At 67.4% G+C, this 21,351-nt stretch carries 16 protein-coding genes; 10 read left to right on the forward strand and 6 right to left on the reverse strand.

All coding sequences use genetic code 11. From position 1 onward, the window contains the following. Positions 1-127 precede the first annotated feature (127 nt). From WFJ17_RS13125 to WFJ17_RS13145, 5 genes are read left to right on the forward strand one after another with little or no spacing between them, the layout of a single operon-like run. A complete protein-coding gene (locus WFJ17_RS13125; RefSeq protein WP_336648644.1) occupies positions 128-1,015 on the forward strand; it encodes an RNA-binding protein in 888 nt (295 codons plus the stop codon). Continuing rightward, positions 1,012-1,740 carry an acylneuraminate cytidylyltransferase family protein gene (locus tag WFJ17_RS13130; RefSeq protein WP_336648645.1) on the forward strand — a complete coding sequence of 243 codons (729 nt, stop codon included), beginning with the start codon at positions 1,012-1,014 and terminating at the stop codon, positions 1,738-1,740. Before WFJ17_RS13125 ends, WFJ17_RS13130 begins: the two co-directional genes overlap by 4 nt. Then, complete coding sequence (locus WFJ17_RS13135) at positions 1,737-3,983, forward strand: N-acetylneuraminate synthase family protein (protein WP_336648646.1); 2,247 nt, start codon at positions 1,737-1,739, stop codon at positions 3,981-3,983. The genes WFJ17_RS13130 and WFJ17_RS13135 overlap by 4 nt, the downstream gene beginning before the upstream one ends. Continuing rightward, on the forward strand, positions 3,980-6,175 hold the full coding sequence (locus WFJ17_RS13140) for a glycosyltransferase (protein WP_336648647.1): 2,196 nt from the start codon (positions 3,980-3,982) through the stop codon (positions 6,173-6,175). Before WFJ17_RS13135 ends, WFJ17_RS13140 begins: the two co-directional genes overlap by 4 nt. Beyond that, positions 6,172-7,980 carry an ABC transporter ATP-binding protein gene (locus WFJ17_RS13145; RefSeq protein ID WP_336648648.1) on the forward strand — a complete coding sequence of 603 codons (1,809 nt, stop codon included), beginning with the start codon at positions 6,172-6,174 and terminating at the stop codon, positions 7,978-7,980. The genes WFJ17_RS13140 and WFJ17_RS13145 overlap by 4 nt, the downstream gene beginning before the upstream one ends. A 37-nt stretch (positions 7,981-8,017) precedes the next feature. Here WFJ17_RS13145 and WFJ17_RS13150 read toward each other — a convergent pair whose 3' ends face one another. From WFJ17_RS13150 to WFJ17_RS13170, 5 genes are all read right to left on the reverse strand, one after another. Beyond that, positions 8,018-8,806, reverse strand: a complete 789-nt coding sequence (locus tag WFJ17_RS13150; protein ID WP_336648649.1) for a glycosyltransferase family 2 protein — start codon at positions 8,804-8,806, stop codon at positions 8,018-8,020. A gap of 146 nt (positions 8,807-8,952) precedes the next feature. Continuing rightward, positions 8,953-9,837: a hypothetical protein gene (locus WFJ17_RS13155; RefSeq protein ID WP_336648650.1), complete on the reverse strand. Its 885-nt coding sequence runs from the start codon at positions 9,835-9,837 to the stop codon at positions 8,953-8,955. Continuing rightward, positions 9,834-11,141, reverse strand: coding sequence for a glycosyltransferase (locus tag WFJ17_RS13160; RefSeq protein ID WP_336648651.1), 1,308 nt, complete (start codon positions 11,139-11,141; stop codon positions 9,834-9,836). Before WFJ17_RS13160 ends, WFJ17_RS13155 begins: the two co-directional genes overlap by 4 nt. Continuing rightward, positions 11,138-12,226: a glycosyltransferase family 4 protein gene (locus WFJ17_RS13165; protein WP_336648652.1), complete on the reverse strand. Its 1,089-nt coding sequence runs from the start codon at positions 12,224-12,226 to the stop codon at positions 11,138-11,140. Before WFJ17_RS13165 ends, WFJ17_RS13160 begins: the two co-directional genes overlap by 4 nt. A gap of 339 nt (positions 12,227-12,565) precedes the next feature. Continuing rightward, the gene (locus WFJ17_RS13170) at positions 12,566-14,065 is read right to left on the reverse strand and encodes a helix-turn-helix transcriptional regulator (RefSeq protein WP_336648653.1); all 1,500 of its coding nucleotides are present in this window, start codon (positions 14,063-14,065) and stop codon (positions 12,566-12,568) included. Between the two features lie 369 nt (positions 14,066-14,434). On the opposite strand from WFJ17_RS13170, the gene WFJ17_RS13175 reads away from it, so the two are divergent. Beyond that, positions 14,435-16,096 (forward strand): choice-of-anchor G family protein, encoded by a 1,662-nt coding sequence (locus tag WFJ17_RS13175; RefSeq protein ID WP_336648654.1) that lies wholly within the window; start codon positions 14,435-14,437, stop codon positions 16,094-16,096. Between the two features lie 100 nt (positions 16,097-16,196). Here WFJ17_RS13175 and WFJ17_RS13180 read toward each other — a convergent pair whose 3' ends face one another. Further along, on the reverse strand, positions 16,197-16,865 hold the full coding sequence (locus WFJ17_RS13180; RefSeq protein WP_336648655.1) for a helix-turn-helix transcriptional regulator: 669 nt from the start codon (positions 16,863-16,865) through the stop codon (positions 16,197-16,199). A gap of 615 nt (positions 16,866-17,480) precedes the next feature. Here WFJ17_RS13180 and WFJ17_RS13185 point away from each other — a divergent pair. From WFJ17_RS13185 to rpsI, 4 genes are all read left to right on the forward strand, one after another. Continuing rightward, positions 17,481-18,014 carry a hypothetical protein gene (locus WFJ17_RS13185; RefSeq protein WP_336648656.1) on the forward strand — a complete coding sequence of 178 codons (534 nt, stop codon included), beginning with the start codon at positions 17,481-17,483 and terminating at the stop codon, positions 18,012-18,014. A 118-nt stretch (positions 18,015-18,132) separates the two neighbouring features. Further along, positions 18,133-19,914 (forward strand): sigma-70 family RNA polymerase sigma factor, encoded by a 1,782-nt coding sequence (locus WFJ17_RS13190; RefSeq protein WP_336648657.1) that lies wholly within the window; start codon positions 18,133-18,135, stop codon positions 19,912-19,914. Positions 19,915-20,383: 469 nt separating this feature from the next. After that, the gene (rplM, locus tag WFJ17_RS13195; RefSeq protein ID WP_045249783.1) at positions 20,384-20,830 is read left to right on the forward strand and encodes a 50S ribosomal protein L13; all 447 of its coding nucleotides are present in this window, start codon (positions 20,384-20,386) and stop codon (positions 20,828-20,830) included. A gap of 26 nt (positions 20,831-20,856) precedes the next feature. Further along, positions 20,857-21,339, forward strand: a complete 483-nt coding sequence (gene rpsI, locus WFJ17_RS13200; protein WP_251445695.1) for a 30S ribosomal protein S9 — start codon at positions 20,857-20,859, stop codon at positions 21,337-21,339. Positions 21,340-21,351 lie beyond the last annotated feature (12 nt).

The raw sequence follows: 21,351 nt of genomic DNA on the forward strand, positions 1-21,351 counted from the left end.
TCGCGAGTGGCAGAGGTGGCAGGCGCGTCAGCGTCGCCTTCAAAGATGGAACGCACGGTTGTCGGGCAGAGGTCTGGCGCAGCCGTTGCTCAGCAGCGCCGTCCGCGGTGAGAATCCCGCCGTCCTCGTGGCGATCGACTCCCGCTCGCCGTCGGGGATCGCCTCCCTGCACGGGTTGATCGATCGGATCCCCGCACTGGCCGTCATCAGTTCGGTGCACACTCCTGAGCAGATCGTGGAGCTGCTGGGCGGTGATGTGCAGGGCAACCGAGTCGTCGAGCCGGAAGCCCTGCCGCGTTCCCTCAGCGCCGTGGTCGGCGGGGGGCACTATCTTCCTGCGGGTGCGGCAGCCTCGCGTCTTGCGGAGGAGCGGGGCATTCCGAACGTCGTCGTCCAGCACGGCTTGCTGACCCCGTTCGCTCCGCCGCTGCCTCCGCGCGCGCACCTTCTCGCGTTCAGCGATGCGGACGGCGCCTTCTGGGCGTCGAATCGCTCCGATATCGCGTGGACCGTCGTCGGAGCCCAGCTGCTCTGGGAAGCGGGGGCAACACCCAGAACAGAACCGGCGACAGGCACGCCGACCTACCTCGGCCAGCTGCACGGGGCCGAGCTGCCCCGTCACGGCATGGCACGGGCGACGACACGATTCTGGCGCGAGACAGGGGCCGTATACCGCCCGCATCCTTCGGAAGCAGATCGGCTGTCGCGCCTCCAGCACGGGATCTGGGAGCGCCAGGGGATGCGGATCGATCGCCGCGCGCGTGCACTGGCGGAGTCGAGGGGGCCCGTCGTCGCGGCGTTCTCGACCGGCATCCTCGAGTCCGCAGCGGCCGGACTGCCGTCCTGGGCCTTCTACCCGAACCCGCCGCGCTGGCTCGGCGAGTTCTGGGAGCGCTATGGCATCCGGCGTTGGGATGCGGATGACTCTCCCACTCCGCCGCCCGCCCGTCCCGCCCTCGAGCCCGCCCAGGCGATCGCCGACGCCGTGCTCACCCTGGCCGAAGGAGCATCATGAACATCCTGTGTGTGATCCCCGTGCGCGGCGGATCCAAGGGCGTGCCCGGCAAGAACGCCCGGCTCGTCGCGGGCAAGCCGCTCGTGGCCTGGAGCATCGAACAGGCTCTCGCCGCGGGACTCGACGTCCTGGTGTCGACCGACGATGAGGAGCTGGCGGAGATCGCGCGCGGTGCGGGAGCCGATGTCCCGTTCCTGCGTCCGGCCGAGCTCGCTCAGGACACCACGCCCACCGAGCCCGTGATCGAGCATGCGATCGCGCACCGCGTCGCCGAGGGGCGGCGGCCCGATGCGGTGATGCTGCTGCAGGCGACCTCGCCCGTGCGGTTGGCGGGAACGATCGAGCGGGCGGTGCGGGAGTTCGAGGAGACCGGCGTCGACAGCCTCGTGGGCGTGGTCGCGCAGACGCCCTTCTTCTGGCATCCTGCAGACTCCGGCAGCGCGACGGCGGAGTACGACCCCGCCGCGCGACCGCGCCGGCAGGATCTCACGGCCGAGGACTACTTCTACAAGGAGACCGGCTCGCTGTACCTCACCCGCACCGAGATCTACGAGCGGGAGCGCAACAGGATCGGAGGCCGGGTGGGGCTGTTCGTGATGGACGAGGCGGAAGGCGTCGACATCGATACGCTGGTGGATCTGCGCATCGCAGAGCAGGTTCTGGGGGACCTGTATGGTTCGGCCCCCGGGGCGCACGGACCGGAAGAGACGGGGGACATTTCATGATCATCGAACGCGACCTCGCGCCGTACATCGTCTTCGGCGAGGACCCCGTGCTGGTCGGTCTCGGCAAGATCAACGCCAACAAGCAGCGCATCGTGTTCTGCGTCGACGAGCACGGGATCCTGCAGGGATCCCTGTCCGACGGAGACTTCCGCCGCTGGATCATCCAGAACCCCACCGCTTCGCTGGACGTGTCGTGCGCGACCGTGGCGAACCGCAGTGTGCAGACGGCCCCGCACACCGCCGCGCCGGCCGACATCGCCCCGCTGCTGGGCCGCGACGGCGTGCATCATGTGCCGCTCGTCGACGAGCGCGGCCACCTGTGGGCGATCGCCCTCGACGAGACGGGCACGCTGCGGATCGGGTCCCACGAGATGGGGCCGGGTCACCCGGTGTTCGTGATCGCGGAGGTCGGCAACAACCACAACGGATCCGTCGACCTCGCCAAGCACCTCGTCGACCTCGCCGTGGAGGCCAACGCCGATGCGGTGAAGTTCCAGCTCCGTGACATGGATGCCCTCTACCGCCAGCGCGGTGCGGCGACCGGAGGGGAGGATCTGGGCGTGCAGTACACGCTCGACCTCCTGCGCCGGTTCTCCCTGCCCGCGGAGAAGCTGTTCGAGGTGTTCGATCACGCCCGCGACGCCGGCATCGACGTCATGTGCACGCCGTGGGACGCACCGAGCGTGCAGGCGCTCGCCGACTACGGGATTCCGGCGCTGAAGATCGCCTCGGCCGACCTCACCAACCACGAGCTCATCGCCGACGCGGCGGACAAGGGCCTGCCGCTCGTGCTCAGCACGGGAATGTCGCGCGAGAGCGAGATCCTCGAGACCGTCGCGCTGCTGCGCGGCAAGGGCGCGCCCTTCGCGCTGCTGCACTGCCAGTCGACGTACCCCGCGCCGTACAAGGACCTCAACCTGCGCTACCTCGACCGGCTCGCCGAGATCGGCCAGTGCGTGGTCGGCTACTCCGGGCACGAGCGCGGCTGGCACGTGCCGGTCGCTGCCGTCGCCCGCGGTGCGCACATCATCGAGAAGCACTTCACGGTCGACCGCGCGATGGAGGGCAACGACCACACCGTGTCGCTGCTGCCGGACGAGTTCCGGATCATGGTCGAGCAGATCCGCGACATCGAGACCTCGATGGGGACGGGCGAGACCCGCGTGGTGTCGACCGGCGAGCAGATGAACCGGGTGACGCTCGCGAAGTCCCTCGTCGCTGCGCGTCCCCTCACCGGCGGAGCGGTCATCACTGCCGAGGACGTGATGGTGAAGAGCCCGGGACGTGGCCTGCAGCCGAATGCGCTGCCGCAGCTGCTCGGCCGGACCCTCAAGCGCGACATGGCCGAGGGTGAGTTCTTCTTCGACGGCGACCTTCGCGACGCGGCCCCCGAGGGGCGGCCGTTCACGTTCCGCCGGCCCTGGGGGCTCCCGGTGCGCTATCACGATGCGGCGGCTCTGTTGAAGCAGTCCAACCCCGACTTCCTCGAGTTCCATTTCTCGTACAAGGATCTCGACGTCGACATGGACGAGTTCTTCACCGAGAAGCTGCCCATCGGGTTCACCACCCACCTGCCGGATCTGTTCGCCGGTGACTTCCTGGTGGACCTCGCCTCCGACGACGAGGAGACCTGGGAACGCTCGATCCGCGAAGTGCAGCGCACCATCGACGTGACCCGCGACCTGCGCCGCTGGTTCACCGTCGAGGAGGATCCGATCATGGTCGTGACCATGGGCGGGTTCACGAAGGACAAGCACATCGCTCCCGAGCAGCGCGCGCACAAGTACGCGCGGGTCGCGGCCGCGCTGAAGCGCCTGGACTCCACCGGAGTGCGGATCGCGGCGCAGACCCTGCCGCCCTACCCGTGGCTGATGGGCGGGCAGCAGTTCCACAACCTGTTCCTCGACCCGCGCGACACCGTCCGGTTCGCCGAGGAGACGGGCACGGCTCTGTGCTTCGACGCCTCGCACACCAAGCTCGCCGCCAACTGGCTGGGCATGGCGTTCTCCGAGGCGGTCGACCTGCTCGCACCGCACACCATCCACTGGCACCTGGTCGATGCGACCGGCGTCGACGGCGAGGGCGTGCAGGTGGGCGAGGGTGACATCGACTGGCCGGAGTTCGCGGAGCGGATGGACCGGCTCTCGCCGGGCACGCCGTTCATCCCCGAGATCTGGCAGGGCCACGTCGACAACGGTGCGGGCTTCTGGACGGCGCTGGACCGCATGGAGGCCTGGTTGTGACCGATCCTGACGGGTCGTCGAGTGAGTCGCGTCTTCCGGGGTCGCCGAGCGAGCCGGGTGCTCTGGGGTCGTTGAGCGAGCGAAGCGAGACGAAACGCCCTGCCCTGCAGGCCTCCGTCATCATCCCTTCCTATCGCGGAGAGCAGCGACTCCCCGAGCTCCTGGAACGCCTCACGCGTCAGGACTTCGAGGGTGCGTGGGAGGTCGTAGTCGCTCTCGACGGCGAAGACGACGGATCCCGGGCCGTGCTCGAGACCTACCGGGACCGCCTCCCGCTGACGGTCATCGCATCGACGCAGAGCAGAGGGGTTGCCGAAACGCTCAACGGCGCGTACGAGGTGGCGCAGGGCGAGGTGCTGATCCGGTGCGACGACGATCTGAGCCCGGAACCGCACATGGTGCGACGGCACGTCGAACTGCATGCGTCGAGCGACGTTCCGCTCGGCGTCATCGGTGCCACCCGGGATGTTTTCGCGGACACACCCTATGCGCGGGCCTACGGCATCCCCGCCAATCGTCGGCATCTCGCCACGGCCTACAAGCGCGACGAGACCGAGACCTGGGTGCATTGGGCTGCCCACAATTCTGTGACTCGGGAGACCTGGGACCGCTTCGGCCGATTCGACACGAGCTTCGCCTATGGCGAGGACGGTGAACTCGGCTTCCGTCTGAGAGAAGCCGGTGTGCGCATCGTGATCGCCCCGGAGCTGGAGATCGTGCACCGCGGACCCGCGCCGAGCGCGGGGGCGCGTATCACCCGTGCCTTCGTCTCGGGCGCCAGCAGGCACGAGCTCGAACGTTCGCACCCGGGAACGGTGCGGCCGGCCGCAGCACCCGGCTCGCTCGCCGGGAATCTGTGGAACGGCGCGGTGGGTGCGCTGGCGGCGTCGGTGCGGTCGCAGGGCGGCTATCGCCGCTACGGCCGCGCGATCGACGGACTTCCCTCCGCCGTCCCGGCGGGGCTGCGAGGTCGCCTGATCGCACTCGGCGTCGAGGCCGCAGGCCGCTCGGGCTACCGCAACGGCGCGGAGGACCTCCGCTCCGAGTCGTGGCGCGACGCACATCGCTCCCCGGGGTTCGACGGTCGGATGCACCGCGAAGCCGTGCCCGCGCCGAACCGCGGTGTCCTCCCGGAGCAGCCGATGCGCACAGCGCTCTGGATCGTCCCCGTCGCGGATCTCGGCGGGGTCGCGCGCCATGTGCTCGACGCCACCCGGGTCGGCATACCGGGCTGGAGGGTGGTCGTGCTGTGCCCCGAAGGGCCGCTCGCCGAGCGCCTTCGGGAGCAGGGCGCTGCCGTCACGACGGGACGCTTCGGACCCGATGCAGGGCCTGTGGCGTCGATGCGCACGCTGCGCCGGACCGCGGCTGCGCTCCGCCCCGAGATCGTGCATTCGCACCTCGCCTACGCCGACATCATCAACGCTTGGACTCGCCTGCCCCGTGGCACTCGTCGCTTCACGACCGAGCACGGCATCGCCGGCGACGACGGCGTCTACCACCCGTCCTCGCTGCAGTCGCGTGTCATGGCCTTCGTGCACCGCGCCCGGTTCCCCCGCTTCGACGGCGTCATCGCCGTCGCCGAGGCGACGAAGCGCGCCATGATCCAGAAATGGCATGTGACTCAGCCGATCACCGTGATCCTCAACGGCGTCGACCTGCCCGAGGGTGTCGAACCGCGGGATCCCTCGACGGTCACGGGGACGCGAATCCTCTCGCTGTCCCGTCTCGCCCCCGAGAAGCGGATCGACAAGCTCATCGAAGCGTTCGCACTGGTGAAGAAAGCGCGCCCGGAAGCGACCTTGACCGTCGCAGGCGAGGGGGCATTGCTGTCAGAGCTCGAGGCGTTGGCCACGCGCCTGGGCATCGCAGACGCTGTTCAGTTCCCGGGTTTTGCGGACCCGGAGAAGGCCATGAGGCAAGCGGACATCGTTGTTCAGCTTTCGGTATGGGAGAACTGCTCCTATACACTGCTCGACGCGGCAGCGCGGGGACTGCGGATCGTTGCATCGGATGTAGGCGGGAATCGAGAGATCCTTGGGCCAGTCGGTCTCGTTGGCCGGCTATCGCCCACCAGCGTTGCTGAAGCGATCTCAACCTGCGGCGTGACTTCGCAGAATCGTGTCCATGAGTCCGGATCCGCTATGTGTCACCGGATCTCCATCGAGTACAGCAGGAAACGAGCACTGTGACCGACCAGAATCATGCCTCCCTCCGGCGTCGCCTCGTTGAGTTCGTTCGGCTTGCGGGAGTCGCATCGTGGGGATGGCTGGTTGTTGCCATCTTCGGTGCGATCGTGCTCGCGGCTCTCGATATGCTCGGTGTCGCTGCCATGGTGCCCCTGATGACGTTATTCACCGGGGCAGACCCGAATAGTGGATCGACAGCGATCTTCGTTCGGTTGTTCGGGATCGATGACGTCGCCACGTTGACACTGCTCATCGCGGGGTTCGTCGCAATGCTATTCGTGCTGAAGAGCGCGTGCACGATTCCGTTCCGATGGTGGCTGCTCGGTCGTACCACCCGAATCTCGGCAGATGCGGCGACCGAGCTGATGAGGCGGTACGTGCTTTCGCCCTTCGCCGCGCATCGGGTACGCAGTTTGCCGGAGATCTACCGCAACATCGGTGACGCCACCACGGCATCGGCGTCCGTGTTGCTCAACATTGTGACGGTCACTTCAGATCTGCTCGTCATGGTGGGGATCCTCGGAGTGCTCTTGTTCGCTTCGCCGCTGGTGACCCTGTTCACCCTCGCCTTCTTCGGTTTGGTGGTGGGCGGTACACAACGCGCACTTCGCCGAAGCCAGGCGCGGCTGGGCGAAACGCTGGCTGATGCGAGCCTGCGGACCTGGCAGTTCCTTCTGCCGTCATTCGACGGCTTCCGAGAAGCGCGGCTGTCCTCCAGTGGAGGCGCGTTCGTACAAGGGTACGGTGAGGCGCGCCATGCCAGCGCTCAGGCCTCGAGAACGATCACTCTCATCTCGGAGTTGCCGAAGTACATCCTGGAGATCGCATTCGTCATTGCGATCGCAGGTATCGCCGGGATCCTCTTTGCGACGGGGCCCAAGGAGCAGGCTCTGACCGTGCTCGGCGTCTTCGCGGCAGCATCCCTGCGTGCGCTGCCGACCCTGAATCGAGTGACTGCCACATTCGCTACGGTGCGCAGCAGTCAGTGGGGGCTCAATGTCCTGCATGAAGCGGTTGCGGAGCTCTCTACGGAGCCAACCCACGACGAGATCCCTGTCGTGGCGGGAGGATATGACGGTGATATTCGTCTCGAGTCCCTGACATTCCGCTACCCCGATGCGGATGAGGACATCGTCCAGGGGATTGATTTGACGATTGCCCAGAGCACCACGATGGCGTTCGTTGGATCCAGCGGTGCGGGTAAGAGCACGGTGCTCGATCTCATCCTCGGCCTGTTGAGCCCCACTCGGGGTGCGGTGACGTGCGGTGGACGGCCGATTGGGGAAGACCTTGCCGGCTGGTACTCCGGACTCGGCGTGGTTCCTCAGGATGTATTCCTGCTCAACTCGACGCTGGCCGAGAACATCGCCTTCGGTGAGCCGGCGGCGGACGTGGATCTTGACCGGGTGACGGAGGTACTCAGACTCGCCGAGCTCTATGACTTCGTGACCGAGCTTCCGGACGGGGTGCAGACCGTCGTGGGAGAGCGGGGCGTGCGTCTCTCCGGCGGGCAGCGTCAGCGGATCGGGCTGGCGAGGGCGCTCTACCGTCGACCGAAGGTCTTGGTCCTCGACGAGGCGACCAGTGCGTTGGACAACGAGACCGAGCATCAGATAGCAAATACGCTGCAGCGCCTCAGCGGGAAGTTGACCCTCATCATCGTGGCGCATCGCCTCTCGACCGTCCGGAGAGCAGATCACCTCGTCTTCTTGGAAGATGGCCGTATCGCCGCGCAGGGAACGTTCGACCAGGTGCGAAAGTCGAACGAGCACTTCGCCCGTCTGGTCGAGCTCGGTGAGTTGAACTGAGAGTTTTCGCCGGCGGGCGCCGCGGCTCGGTCCCGCGCTATGTCCCCGTCACGTGATCAGGATCCCAGGTGCGCCACGGCGCGGGATCCAGGCTGAGGAACGGTCCTGCGGGATTCCACCCGAGCAAGGGGGATGGCTGTCCCACGAGCAGGCGGCTCCATGCGTTGCGGAGCGTCTCCTCCTCCGCCCCGCCAAGTGAAGTCCAATGGGTCTGATGGCGGCCGGTCTTCGCCACATCGGTCTCGGCGAAGGCGCGCGCTCCTTGGCGCAGCTTGCGGATCAGTTGATCCTCATTTCGCCACGGAGCGTGGATGATCTTCAGCCCCCCTGAGATCAGCCCAGGCCGCACCACTCCGTGATTGCCTGCTTCGACCCAGAGCAGCGGATGCGAGCGCGCCGCAGTCTTCGGGAGTTTGTGGGGATGAAGGTCGAACCGGATCGGCCCTGAAAGGTCGGCGATCGCCGACTTCTGCTCGGTGGGAAAGATGTTGAACATCTGCGCCTCGACCTGTGTCCCATCGGTAGCGCGGATAAATTCGGCCACTGTGGTGCCGGGCGCGAACCAGAACTCGTCCGCGTCGAAGGGGACGACCCAATCGGCTCCTGCCCGTCGCACGTGGGCCGCGAGGGCCGTCATCTTGTGTTCTTGCAAGTATCCGACCTCGGAGTCAGTCCCGATGTCGATGGGAAAGCGCCGTGCGAGGTCATGCAGGAGTGCCAGTGTGCCATCGGTCGACCCGTTGTCGACGATCAATAGCCGATCCAGACCCTGCGCGAAGTTGTGCTCGATCACGCTGCTGATGATGTCGGCCTCGTTCTTGACCATCGCGATCCCCCAGACAGCACCCGGGGTCCGTGGCAATGGGGGCAGACGCAGGCCGCGAGCGACTTTCGAACGATTGCGCCAATGCGAGGTCGACGACCAACGGCGGGCGGCCATGCGGAGCACGCCGGGCAGAGAACGTCGCCAACCTACGACCATGCTTTGTGCTCACCGTGGGGACGAACTCGCCAATAGCGCTCCGAGGGGGGAAGGAGCGTGGCTTCATGCAATCGACCTGAAGGGTCGATCGACGTCAACTGACTCGCGTAGTTGCTAAGCGCTTGCTGCTTCAATCTCTGATCGATGTCGATCTCGAATGAGTCCGCCGAGAAATGCTCATGCTCGCCGAGCGCCGCCACTTCGCCGTCCGCCTTCGACGACCACAGGTAGGGAAGCTCCTCGTAGAGCAGCACGCTGATGGAGCCGAAGCGCTCACGAGTGTTCAGCACCGTGTCACGCACGAAGAGATGGTCGGGGTGTACAGGGGCCATGTCGCCGAGTACGCGTCGACGTCGGCGTACGGCGAACTGGTGCTTCAGTGCGCGTAGCCATGCGAACGCAGCGCCTCCGCGCGGAGGGCGCCCGGACGGACGCCGCGATGACGCATGCGGTGCGCGTATTCCCGCGCCGGCGGGTACGGCGATGGCGAGTTCTGCATCAGGTGAACCGTACTCATCAACCCACGCCATGACGGCCTGCACCAGAACCTGAGCGTCTGATTCGTCCCGAGGGGCGTGGAGATATTGCGAATCGACGAGCGGCAGCCATCCGTGCCACGAAGCGACGACGCTGAGAGCATTCTCGTCCTCGCGGCGGCGGGCGGACACGGCCTCCTCGCTGTCGATGAATCCACAGGCCCGGTCTGCCTTCGTCGTGACGGTCGGCACGGGAACACCGCCGCAGACCGTCAGCACATCCGTAGGGCAGTTGGGCAGTGAGAGCAGCGCCCAAGCCGAAAGCACCGCATCGTCGAAGTGCGGGGAGATCACCAGTACTCGGGTTGTGGACTCCATCTCCAGTACGGGACTTGTCATGGTTCGATTCCTTGCGCGTGAGAGCTCGCTTGCCACCAAGGTCGGAACTGCTCGCGCCCCTCACGGATCCGCCGGATCAAGGCGCCCCATTCGCCGACGATGGAGGATGTCGAGTACTTCTCGCTGTGCTGCCGTGCGCGCTCGCCGAGTTGCCCGAGGTGATCCGGCGAGGAGAGCAGCCGCCGGAGCTCCACGGCGAACGCCGCGTCATCGTCCGCGGCGACGAGTACGCCATCGAGATCGGTGACAAGGTCGATGATGCCCGGCGAGCACGCGAACGCCAGAGTAGGGGTGGCGTACTGAGCGGCTTCGAGCACGTTCATCCCGAACGACTCGAAACGAGACGTTGACAGCAGCAGCGAGGCTCCGTCGAATACTTCGTCGCGCTGGTCAGCCCACCCCATGAGCCGGACTCGGTCGCCTCCGCCACTGGTCTGAGCGATCACCTCTTCGAGGTGCGATCGCTCATCCCCGTCGCCGTAGATGTGGAGCCGCCAGTGCCGAAGCCCGTTGATGTCCGTGGCTCGCACGAAGCTCCGGATCATCCTGTCGATCTGCTTCTCGCCTGACAGACGCGACAGCGACACCACGGTCGAGCTCGAAGCACGTCCGTCAGACGTCTCCGATGGGATCCGTGGAGCTTCGGCGGGATTCGGGAGGCGAGCGCAGCGAGTTCCCAAGACAGCGGTGAAGAGTTGCGCGTCTTCATTGCTCAGCGCGACGAACGCGTCCACATCGATGCTGCGGCTCACCGGCAGTCCGACGCCCTCCACCTCGACCTGGGCCTCGAATGGAATGTGATACTGCGAGACGACGATGGGCCGGTTCCGCTGGTCCGTCGAGCGTGCGGTGGGCAGAAGTGCTGCGACCCGGGCGCTCGTCGCGATGACGAGTGTTTCGGCACCCAGGGAGCTGAAGATGCGCGCGAGCTTGCGGCGACTGCGAACGATGTCCCATCGCTTGGCGACAAGCATCGGAATGCGGCTCAGGGTGCCGAGGCTGATACGCCGACCCGTTATCGACCGAGTCTGGAGATCAGCGCGCCGATCGAAGAGCGTCGTTGTCGTCGTAACCGGCTGAGCGGAGCCGACACTCGGGTAGACCGAGATCACCTGCACCTCGGCACCGACTGATTGAAACATCGGGATGAGATTCGCCACGACCGTCTCTGTCCCGCCTCGCCCCGGATAGTGCGGGGTAGCGATGACGACATTGGTGCACCATCCAGGCCAAGTGTCGTTGTCGTGGGTGGAGGGCGCGTCAACGGTGGCGCTCTCATCGGGGAACGGTTCAGGTGAACTCATTGCAGGTGGTCCTCGTCGGTCTCGGGTACGCCAACTCGGCTGGACCCCAGTGCTCCGAGAAGTGCTGTGGTGACGCGTTCCCAGGTGTACTCGGCGCTGCGCCGCTGTGCGCGTGCTCCCACAGTGGCCGCGACGACAGGATCGGAGTATGCCAGCATCGCACGCGTCAGCTCGTCGAGGTCACTGGGATCGACGGCGACGCCGGCGTCGCCGATGATATCGGCGGCGCCACCGTTTCTCGTGCCGATAGACGGAATGCCGGCATGCATCGCTTCCACGTAGATGATGCCAGCGGGCTCGAATCGCGAGGGGACGACGCAGCACGTCGACGTCTGCCAGAGATCGAGCATCTCGGCACGATCATCCAGGTCGCTGAGGTCGAGATGCCCGTGGTCGATGACTCCAGGCTGCTCAATGCGAGGGTGGTGTCCAGCAAGGTGCAGCTCTGCTTGAGGGAACGCCCTCTGCACCTCGGCGAAGGCTTCCAGCACCATGGGGCCATTCTTGCGCGACCATTCGCGCCCGGCGAAAAAGAAGCGAGGCGTAGACCAGTCGCGCTCCAGACGCCTTGCCGTCAGGAAGTTCGCTCCGATGCCGACGACATGCGCCTTGTCCGGGGGGCACCCGAGTTGAGCGACTGCTGACTCCGCCGCCCAACTCGTGCAGAAGGCAGCTCCTCGTTGCCGCTGGTAGGCGAACGACTGCTGTCGAACCCGCGGGCGGACCATTCGGCGAGGAACGTCGCCCCAAAAGGTTTCGGGCCAGTCGAGGGCTTGAGGAATGGTCATGTCCTCGTAGGAGATCGTGTTCGGATGTCCCAAGTCATATCCGGTGCCGATCTGAATGATGCCATCGACGGCGCCATGGTGTTCCAACAGCTCTCTACCGGCACGCGAGCGCGCGCGTGAGAGCAACATGGACTGCTGAGCAACTCTTCGCTCGCGGTCCAATCCGGCGTGGATCCCGCGCCGGGCGAGGCCAATCGCGGTCAATGGCAAGGCAACAGAGTCGACGATGAACTTGTCGCGGGAAGACCTGACATCGATTGGTACGACTTCGATGTCGAAGTTGCGCAGCGTGTTCACGACGTTGCTCGGGGTGCCTGACCACAGGGAGGGGTTAGTCGGGTCGCCGATGGCGGCGACGGCAACGCGCAACACGGCCCGACTCATGTCGACGGGACCGGGTCATCAATGCCTTCGCCCACCGCGACGGCATCTCTTGATCTCATCCTGAAGGCCTCCCCAAGCAGCTTCACCGGATCATTCTCCCCTGCCACGATATCGGACACGTGGATCGAACCAGCACTCCCTGCTGTCCCGTCGTCGGCTTGACCACGGTTCATGCGATGCTCTCGCACGGCCTCAGCCGTGGGGCTGAACCCGACTCCATTGTGTTGTCGCTCGGATGCGGCGGTCCATCCGTCAGAGGATGCCGCGCCGCCGGGCTTCGCGCACGGCCTGAACCGCGCCCGACACATCGAGTTTTCGGTAGAGGGCGCGCTGATGGGTCTTGACCGTGTTCTCAGAGATGAACAGGGCCTCGGCGATCGCTGCGCGCTTCTCGCCCTGGGCGAGTTCTTCGAGCACGCGGAGCTCGCTCTGGCGCAGTGCGGGTGCGTCGAGCGGATCGCATTCGCCCGCTGCGGCCGCCGGCCAGCCGGCGACGAGCTCGGCGGCCAGCGCCGCGAGTCGTGGGGCGAGGGCGTCGAGTACCGCGGCGATCTCGGGCGGGACTCCGCCCGCGAAAGCGGAGAGCGTCTCGACGGCTGCGGCTTCGTCACCGCTCTGGAACTGGGCGAAGCCGAGCAGCCCGAGCCTCCGGTTCTCGGCCTGGCGCAGGCCGGAGGTCTGATCGGCGATCCCCTCGGCGATCCGGATCGCGCGCTGCGGGTCGGTGCCGTCGACCAGCGTGAGCAGACCCTCGAGGATCCGACTGCGCCAGTGCGTGCGATCGGTCGTGTCGAGTTCGAGGCCTGCCTGAACGGTGTCGTCCTGGTAGAGCGCGTCGAGGGCCATCGTCTGACCGAAGACGCTGCCGGCGAACCCCACGCCCGCGAAGCCTCCCAGTCCGGTGGAACGGAGCAGCTGAATCCTCTCGCGTGCTTCGTCGCTTCTCCGGGACATCGTTCCCAGCCGACTCAGTGCGTCGATGTAGAGAGGCCAGGTCTCGCCGGTGTTCTGGAAGCTGAGCGCGAGGACGATGTCGAACGCGGCCGAGACGTCGGCGGGCCCTGCGAGCAGCGCTGCGACGAGGTCTCGCTCCGCATCGAGCTGCTCTTCGATCCAGCTGGAGGATCGCGGCACGGATGCCGCCTGTTCCTGATGCAGGCGCGCGACGGCCCGATCGCCGCACATGGCGTGCACCAGCGCCGCGCGCAGATGGGAACCGCGCACGAGGAAGTGCATCCCCCCGGCCGGAGGGATCAGCAGCGCCCGCTCGAAGAACGTCAACGCCTCCTGGAAGTCGCCGGCAAGAGCCGCGCTCAGACCGGCCTGGCCCAGGATGAGTGCCCAGCTGCCGTTGGACCGATCGAGTGGCATCGTCACCGTGGGGATCGCTGCGACGAGATCCTGCATCTCCTGATGCGCGGTGACGACGTCGCCGATGCGGCGCTGACGCCATGCCGCCGCGAAGCGTTTCCACAGCTCGGGTTCGTCTCCGGCCCACGGAGTCGTGCGCAGGGTGCGCGCGGGGAGCTTCTCGCCGGCGTCGCGCGCGGTGAAGGTCACGGCAGCGAGCAGGGCGCGCGGGTGCCGGCGCAGTTCATCGTCGGGGATGCCGGCGATCATCGCGCCCAGCTCGGCGTTCGGGATGCCGAAGTACATCTCCAGCGTGTACACGTCGAAGAGTTCTGCCAGGCGTCGGGCATCGCCGTCCGAGGTGCTCCGCCGCGCTTGCGCGACGACGTCATCCATCAGCATGCTGCTCGACACTCCTCCTGAAAAAGGGCGACGTCACCCTGGGTCGGGTGGGGTCGCCTGAGCGGGTGACCATCGGGTGTCACCCGCGCGGTTCGGGTAAGCGCTGGGACGCCCGAGAGGCTCCGGGGAGTATAGGCACGCCTCCGTGGGAGAAGGGCGGAGAGCGCACAGAAACGCACATCCTGTCGCGTGATGGACCGCGTCTGGGCGGCTATTTCACCCTCTCCGGCCGCAGCGAACGCACATCTGAGCACTTCTGCGACGTCATCGAGATTGCTTTTGCGGCCGCGGCTAGGCCACACTGGGTGACGTATGCGGGATCATCGGGTGATCCTGGGGATGATTTATCGACCTTCGGGGGTTAATTAAATGAGCATCGAGAACGACCCGGCTGCGCCGGTGGGCGACTCCACCGAGACCCGGGCGGGCCTTTCCCGTCGCACGATCATGAAGGGCGCGGCCTGGACCGTGCCCGCTCTGATGGTCGCGACCTCCGCGCCGATGGCGGCCGCGAGTTGCTGGCCCGGAGGCACGATCTTCAACTCCCATGGTCTCGGCAAGTTCCTCAGCGGCACCATCGGCAATCAGAATCTCGATCTGCTCGCGTCGATCAACGCGGCGAAGGCTGACACGCCTGGCCCCGCCACCCCGCAGCAGGTCGTCGACTTCAACTCGCTGGACGTGAGTGTGCTGAGTGCCATCAACGTCGATCTCTCCGGCACCGGTGCGCTGCTGTCCAACCTGCTCGGATTCCTCGTGCCGGCGAACACGGGCGTGTACAACCAGTACGCGAAGGCCGACTCGAACGGCCAGTCGATCGGTGCGAGCGGTCTCGTCTCGAACAACGGCGTGATCGACACCGGCGCCGCTGCGGGCAACGTCGACGTCGGCTCCCTGGACCTCAAGGTCATCCTGGAGAGCCTTGTGGGCTCCTCGCTCGGCGGAGCGCTCTCGAACGTCTCCGACCTCAAGCTCAAGGTGGGAGCGGTCGGAGGCCGTGCGTCCGTCGACAACACGAACTGCACGCCCGGCAATGACGACATCGTCACCCGTGACTACCTGCTGGCGTACCTTCGCCTGCTGATCTCATCGAATGTGGTCGGATCGCTGGCCACGGCACTCTCGACGCTCCTGAATACGCTTCCGGCTAATATCTCCTTGGCAGCGATCAAGTCTGCTCTCACAGCCGGGCTCGGCCCCCTGGGTCCAGTCGTCAGCGCCATCCTCACCCCGCTGGTGAACGCGGCGAACGTCACGGTCACGATCGACACGAGTCCCCTGCTCACCCAGCCCATCCCGGCGGGGACGGGCAAGGCGCTCCAACTCGACCTCGGCGCCGGCACGGCGCTCCTCGACCTGGGCGCAGTGCTTGGCGGTGCGTACACGGGCAATGTCGACGCGTTCCTGAACTCGCGCGGCCCGAACACCAGGCTTTTCGTCGACGCGCCTTTGCCCACGGACGCAGTGACGACGATCCTGAACGACTGGGTCACAGCGCTTATCGAGGTGCTCAAGCCCCTGATCACGATCACGGTCACATCGCACATCGACCTCCGCGTCGCGGGAAACGGTATCGTGGCCGACCTCAACCTCAGCGGCTCGCTCGCGCAGTTCCTCAGTGGTACCGCGACCGCGAGCCTCCAGACGGTCCTGTGGGCGCTCGGCTCGCCCGGGACTCCCGTCAACATCGACCTCAGCCCGGTGCTCAACACGCTCCTCTCGGGCGTCGGAAACGTGGTTCTCACGGCGCTCGACGCCCTCCTCCGTCCTGCCGGCACGCTCAACGCCCTCTTCGGCGGTGTCAACACGTTGCTGTCGGGGATCTTCGGGATCCTCCAGAACATCCTGGTGCTCACCGTCAACGCGCAGAACGCGCCGACGAACGGCGGAGGCCGGCCGATCCCGCTGCCGCTCCAGGGGCTCCCCGTCGGTCGCTACGACGTGGCGGCGCTGCATCTCGGCCTCGTCCAGACCGCGCTTCTCAACCTGTTGCTCGCCCGAGGCAGCGTCGGACCGAACCGTCCGCGCTGACCGTTCACCGGTCGATGAAGAGGCCGGCTGCTCTCAGAGATCTGAGGGCGGCCGGCCTCTTTGCGTGCGGGCCGGAATGGCTTGCGGTCAGGTCGCCCCATCACTCGACCAGGCCGTCTTCGTGGGCGCGGCGGGCGAGGTCGAGGCGGGTCTTCGCCGGGCGGCCGAGGGCGACGTACTTCTCCTTCACGCGGCTCAGATACTTGCGGGCGGTGTCGGGCCGGACGCCGATCTGTGCGGCGATGTCGTCGATGGGCTGACCGACCGCATAGAACTCGAGCACCTTCGTCTCCTGCTCCGAGAGGCGGGGCGCGGTCGGAGCCATCCGCAGCGCCGCGAGGGCTCGTTCGGTGATCGCGGGCTCGCCCGCGAGCACCCGCCCGGCGGCGCGCAGCAGCTCGACCTCCTCGTCGATCTTCGACACGACGCCGTCGACGCCCTCGTCCAGGATCCGCTGGGTTGCCCCGCGCGGATGCAGTGACGACATCAGCAGCACACGCACCCCCGCATCCCGCAGCGCGCCGACCGCCGCGCGATCCCGCGCCCCCAGCCCCGGCCCGAGCAGCTCCGTGACGAGCAGGTGCGGCCAGCCGGAGCGTTCCCGCGCGCTCATCCACGCCATGAGGGCGAGCACCGACTCCCCGGCGAACACCACATCGAGACCTGCGTCGCGGTGCAGCAGCTCCACCGTGCGATTGCGTTGCAGCACGTGGGGTTCGACGACCGCCACCCGCCGCGCCTTCGCCGCGGTGCTCCTCCTCGCCGCCATGCGACTCCTTTCGTGAATTCGGCCTGTCCGCGCATCGTGCGGGGAGAGCGCCGCGGACCGCAGCATCCCTCCTCATGAAGGAGGACCTCTCCTCATGAAGGAGGACCTCATGAGGAAGGAGTGACTCGCGGGCCGAACGTGACGCGACGCTCTCGCGATTCGTCTCGCCGTTGCGCGGAGAGCGAGCGAGCAGGCCCGGGTGTCGTCGGCGTGAGTCGATGAGGTCGGTGAAGTGACGCGGATCGGCGGAGAATCCGCCCCACGACCCCGCCAAGGGGTCAGCGCTCGAAGCTGAGCGAGTGCTCGTCTAGCCTTTTCCTGCTCACCCCGAAGCACACCTCCGTCGGTACCGGGATATCCCCGGTTCTGCGGGATCCGAGTTCTGGGTGGATCCCGTTCTCGTCACGACGGCCTGCGGCGAGTGCGACCCCCGGTCGCGACGGTCGGTGCGCGGGGGCGTGCGCTCACCGGAACGGCGAGAGGCCGGACTGGGGAGAGCCATGGGCACCGACGCGGCAGAGCGCATCCGCCGCCGGACTCACGCGGGACGGCGTCCTGCGCGGCGTGCCCCGATCCTCGCGCCGGTCATGCCGTCCATCGATTACGCTCCCTCCCATGTCCTCCGGTTCGTCGCGTCGCCGTCGCCGCGGCTGGATCCTGGGGATCGTGCTCGGACTCGTGGCCCTCTACGCCGCGGCGTACATCTCCGTCTACGCGACTCCGTCCGACTCCTACGACGTGCACGACGTCGATGCGGTCTTCATCCTCGGGCCGCCGACCGACGACCGGATCGCGGCGGGGGAGCGGATCGCCCAGGAGGCCGGGGGAGTGCCCGTGTACCTCTCCGTCTGGCACGGCGTGGTCTGCAAGCCGCAGTTCGTCTGCGTGCACGCCGCTCCCTGGACCACCTCGGGCGAGGCGGCCGCCCTGTCCGAAGCGGTGGCCTCGGACGGACTGAAGCATCCGGTCGTGGTCACCGGGGACGAGCACGTGATGCGCTCGCGCTACATCTTCGGTCGATGCGTTCCGATCCCCGCACCGGTCGTCGGCATCTCCGAGCCGATGGATCTCGGCATGCGGCTCTGGCAGCCGATCTACCAGTGGGCCGCCATGGTGAAGGCCGTCGTCGGAGGCTGTTCGGCGGACTGATCGCCGCGGATCCGATCCGGTCCCGCCGCTATCCTGAGGACGGCAGCGCGTCCCCCGAGGATGCGGGTGCCCGCCCTCGGCGCCGATCGCCGGAGAACCTGATTCCTGGGGAGGGTTCGTGGTCGACTCACGCACCGACGCAGAGCTGCTGAGCTCGCTGCGCGCCGGCGACAACAGCGCCTACGAGGTGCTGTGGCACCGTCACGCCCCGGCCGCGCATCGCTATGCGCAGCGGCTCCTCCCGGCGCGGGCGGAGGATCTCGTCTCGGAGTCGTTCCTGGCGATCTACCAGCAGGTCACCACGACCGACGCGGGCCCGCAGTTCGCCTTCCGGTCGTACCTGAAGGCCGTCCTGCGCAACACGGCCATTCGGTGGCGCAAGGACGCCGAGCAGTTCGTCGACGTCGAGGCCGAGCCGGCCGACGAGCGCGACGCGCTCAGCATCGCGGAGCAGGACAGCGAGGCGACCGATGTGCTGGCCGCGCTGCAGGCGCTGCCGGAGCGGTGGCAGCGCGTGCTGTGGCTCGCCGAGGTCGTCGAGGCCGGCCGGCCGCAGATCGCGCAGGAGCTGCAGATCCGCCCGAATGCGGTGTCGGCGCTGCAACGGCGTGCGCGGGCGGGACTGAAGTTCCAGTGGCTCACCCGGCAGATCCCGTTCGACCTGCGGGACGATCCCTCGCACGTCGCGCGACTCTTCCCGCAGTACCTGACGGAGACCGGAGGCGGCGCGCTCGCCGTCGAGGTGAGCCGTCACGTGGCGGACTGCCGCGACTGCGCGGATCTGCTGATCGGTCTTCGAGGAGCGGCCTCCCGCCTGCAGCGCAACACTCTCGCGGTGCTGCTCGGCTCCGCCGGAGTCGGCACGGCCTCGGCGACTCTGTCGTCGGGCACCACCGCGGCGGCCCTCGCGGTCGTCGCGGGTGGCGCCACCGTCAGCTGGCTGATCGGAGGCGGAGTCGCCGCGGTCACGGCCGGCAGCCTGATCATCTCGTCGCTGTTCACCGTGGGCCCCGCCGACGCGGCCCCCGATCGGCCTGTGCCGTCGAGCACGCAGGCCGAGGCGCCGCAGCCCGCGCCGTCCGGGCCGCAGGCCGGAGCGACGCCCGATGCGGGGGAGCCCGCACCGGCGCAGATCCCCGCCGTCGAAGGGGACTACGGGCGCCACGTCGACGATCCGGGGGTGCCCGTGATCGACTTCACGGCCGCCCAGCCCGCACCGAGGCCGGATCCGCCCGCTCCGGCGACGGGACCGGGGACCCCATCGCCGGGCACCGAGACCCAGCCCGCGCTGTCTCCGGGCCTCACGACGCCGACGACCGCGTCCGGCTACGCCGCACCGATCATCGCGGGCCGCACGCAGCCGGACAACGCGATCGCGGTCGAGTTCGATTCGGGCACCTATCTCCCCACCGTCGCGGACGACGGCAGCTGGAGCTACGACCTGCGCCAGGTGGTGTGGTCGACCGGCACCTATGACTACCGGGTGTGGGCCTACGACGCCACCGCGCAGGGAGCGCCGTCCACTGGATCCTTCACCGTGCTCCCCGTCGCCGTCCGCGGGTTCGAGGGCATGACCGGCGTGAACGACATGACCACGACCGAGGCGACGAGCACGGGAATCGTGATCACCCTGAACGGCCCCGCGAACGGGAACGTCCTGCTGTCCCTGTTCGGCGGCAACACCGCGACGATCGCTCTGGACGGCAACGGCCAGGCGCGGGGCAGGATCCTGATGAAGGACCGGGGGTTCTACTCCTACTCGGTGCAGCTGCTCTACGACGACGGTGTCTGGGGGCCGGAAGCCGAGGCGGGACCGGCGGTCGGCGTCTATGACGCGGCCCATCCCGATGCGCCCATGCCGCGCGGAGTGCCGCTGGAGTTCACGCTCACCGAGCCCTGACGTCGCGCACGCGTCACTTCCGTGGGGCGCGCGACTCCTCAGAAGAGAGAGCACACGGGCCCTTCTCCCCCTGCCCTGGGCTCTCGCCGGCGCAGTCCGGCCGCGGAGGAGTGCCAGACCGGGGACGTCGGCGCTCTCTGGGACCGTGGCGGGCTGCGCCGCCCCCGTCGTCTGTCGTTCCTGCTCCGCCGCTGACCGATCCGGCCGTGGGGAGGACAGCGAGACGCCGCATCAGCGGCCGCACGGTCCCTCCGGCGCGGTTTGGGAAACCGCGCCGGATCCCGTAAACTTTCTCCTTGGTGTGCGATCACTGCTGGTCGCACGCACGAACGTGAGCCCTCCACTGGCGTGTTCCTGTTCGGCGTTTCGTCTCGCTCCGCCTTCGGCGGTGCTCGCTCAACGTCCAACTCGAACCACCCCGGAGTGGGATTCACGAACCTCTCCGTTCGATCAAGAAAGCAGCACTATCGTGACGCGCACTTACACCCCCAAGGCCGGGCAGGTCCAGCGTGACTGGGTCGTCATCGACGCCACCGACGTCGTTCTCGGCCGCCTCGCCTCGCACGCTGCAGCGCTCCTGCGCGGCAAGCACAAGGCCACCTTCGCCAACCACATCGACTCGGGTGACTTCGTCATCATCGTGAACGCCGACAAGGTCGCGCTCACCGGTCAGAAGCTCCAGAAGAAGATCGCCTACCGCCACTCGGGTCACCCGGGCGGGCTCAAGGCCGTCGCCTACTCCGAGCTGCTCGAGAAGAACCCGGTCCGCGCCGTCGAGAAGGCGATCCGCGGCATGCTCCCGAAGAACAGCCTGGGCCGCCAGCAGCTGGCGAAGCTCAAGGTCTACACCGGCTCCGAGCACCCGCACGCCGCTCAGCAGCCCAAGACGTACACCCTCGACCAGGTCGCCCAGTAAGCGCCGTTACGAACAAGGACATACTCGTGGCTGACATCGACACCACCGAATTCCCGCAGAACTTCTCGACCGAGACCCCTGAGGCCGCCGCCGTCGAGACCGCTCCGCGCCCCGTTCTCAACGTCCCCGGCGCTGCCGTGGGTCGTCGCAAGCAGGCCATCGCCCGCGTGCGCCTCGTCCCGGGTGCCGGCACCATCACGGTGAACGGCCGCGCGATCGAGGACTACTTCCCGAACAAGCTGCACCAGCAGCTCATCAACGACCCGTTCACGGTGCTGAACCTCGCCGGTGCGTACGACGTGATCGCGCGCATCTCCGGCGGTGGCCCCTCGGGCCAGGCCGGCGCCCTGCGCCTGGGCATCGCCCGTGCGCTGAACGAGATCGACGCCGAGAACAACCGCCCGACCCTGAAGAAGGCCGGCTTCCTCTCGCGTGACGCCCGTGTGAAGGAGCGCAAGAAGGCTGGTCTCAAGAAGGCCCGCAAGGCTCCTCAGTACTCGAAGCGCTAAACCCTACAGTCC

The sequence above is a fragment of the Microbacterium sp. MMO-10 genome, from assembly GCF_037148715.1.
GTDB lineage: Bacteria > Actinomycetota > Actinomycetes > Actinomycetales > Microbacteriaceae > Microbacterium.

Coding starts and splice junctions, on each gene's coding strand:
- WFJ17_RS13170 (WP_336648653.1), bottom strand. CDS start 14,065: ATGCTGATGGATGACGTCGTCGCGCAAGCGCGGCGGAGCACCTCGGAC.
- WFJ17_RS13155 (WP_336648650.1), bottom strand. CDS start 9,837: ATGACAAGTCCCGTACTGGAGATGGAGTCCACAACCCGAGTACTGGTG.
- WFJ17_RS13130 (WP_336648645.1), top strand. CDS start 1,012: ATGAACATCCTGTGTGTGATCCCCGTGCGCGGCGGATCCAAGGGCGTG.
- WFJ17_RS13180 (WP_336648655.1), bottom strand. CDS start 16,865: ATGGCGGCGAGGAGGAGCACCGCGGCGAAGGCGCGGCGGGTGGCGGTC.
- WFJ17_RS13175 (WP_336648654.1), top strand. CDS start 14,435: ATGAGCATCGAGAACGACCCGGCTGCGCCGGTGGGCGACTCCACCGAG.
- WFJ17_RS13185 (WP_336648656.1), top strand. CDS start 17,481: ATGTCCTCCGGTTCGTCGCGTCGCCGTCGCCGCGGCTGGATCCTGGGG.
- WFJ17_RS13135 (WP_336648646.1), top strand. CDS start 1,737: ATGATCATCGAACGCGACCTCGCGCCGTACATCGTCTTCGGCGAGGAC.
- WFJ17_RS13160 (WP_336648651.1), bottom strand. CDS start 11,141: ATGAGTTCACCTGAACCGTTCCCCGATGAGAGCGCCACCGTTGACGCG.
- WFJ17_RS13150 (WP_336648649.1), bottom strand. CDS start 8,806: ATGGTCAAGAACGAGGCCGACATCATCAGCAGCGTGATCGAGCACAAC.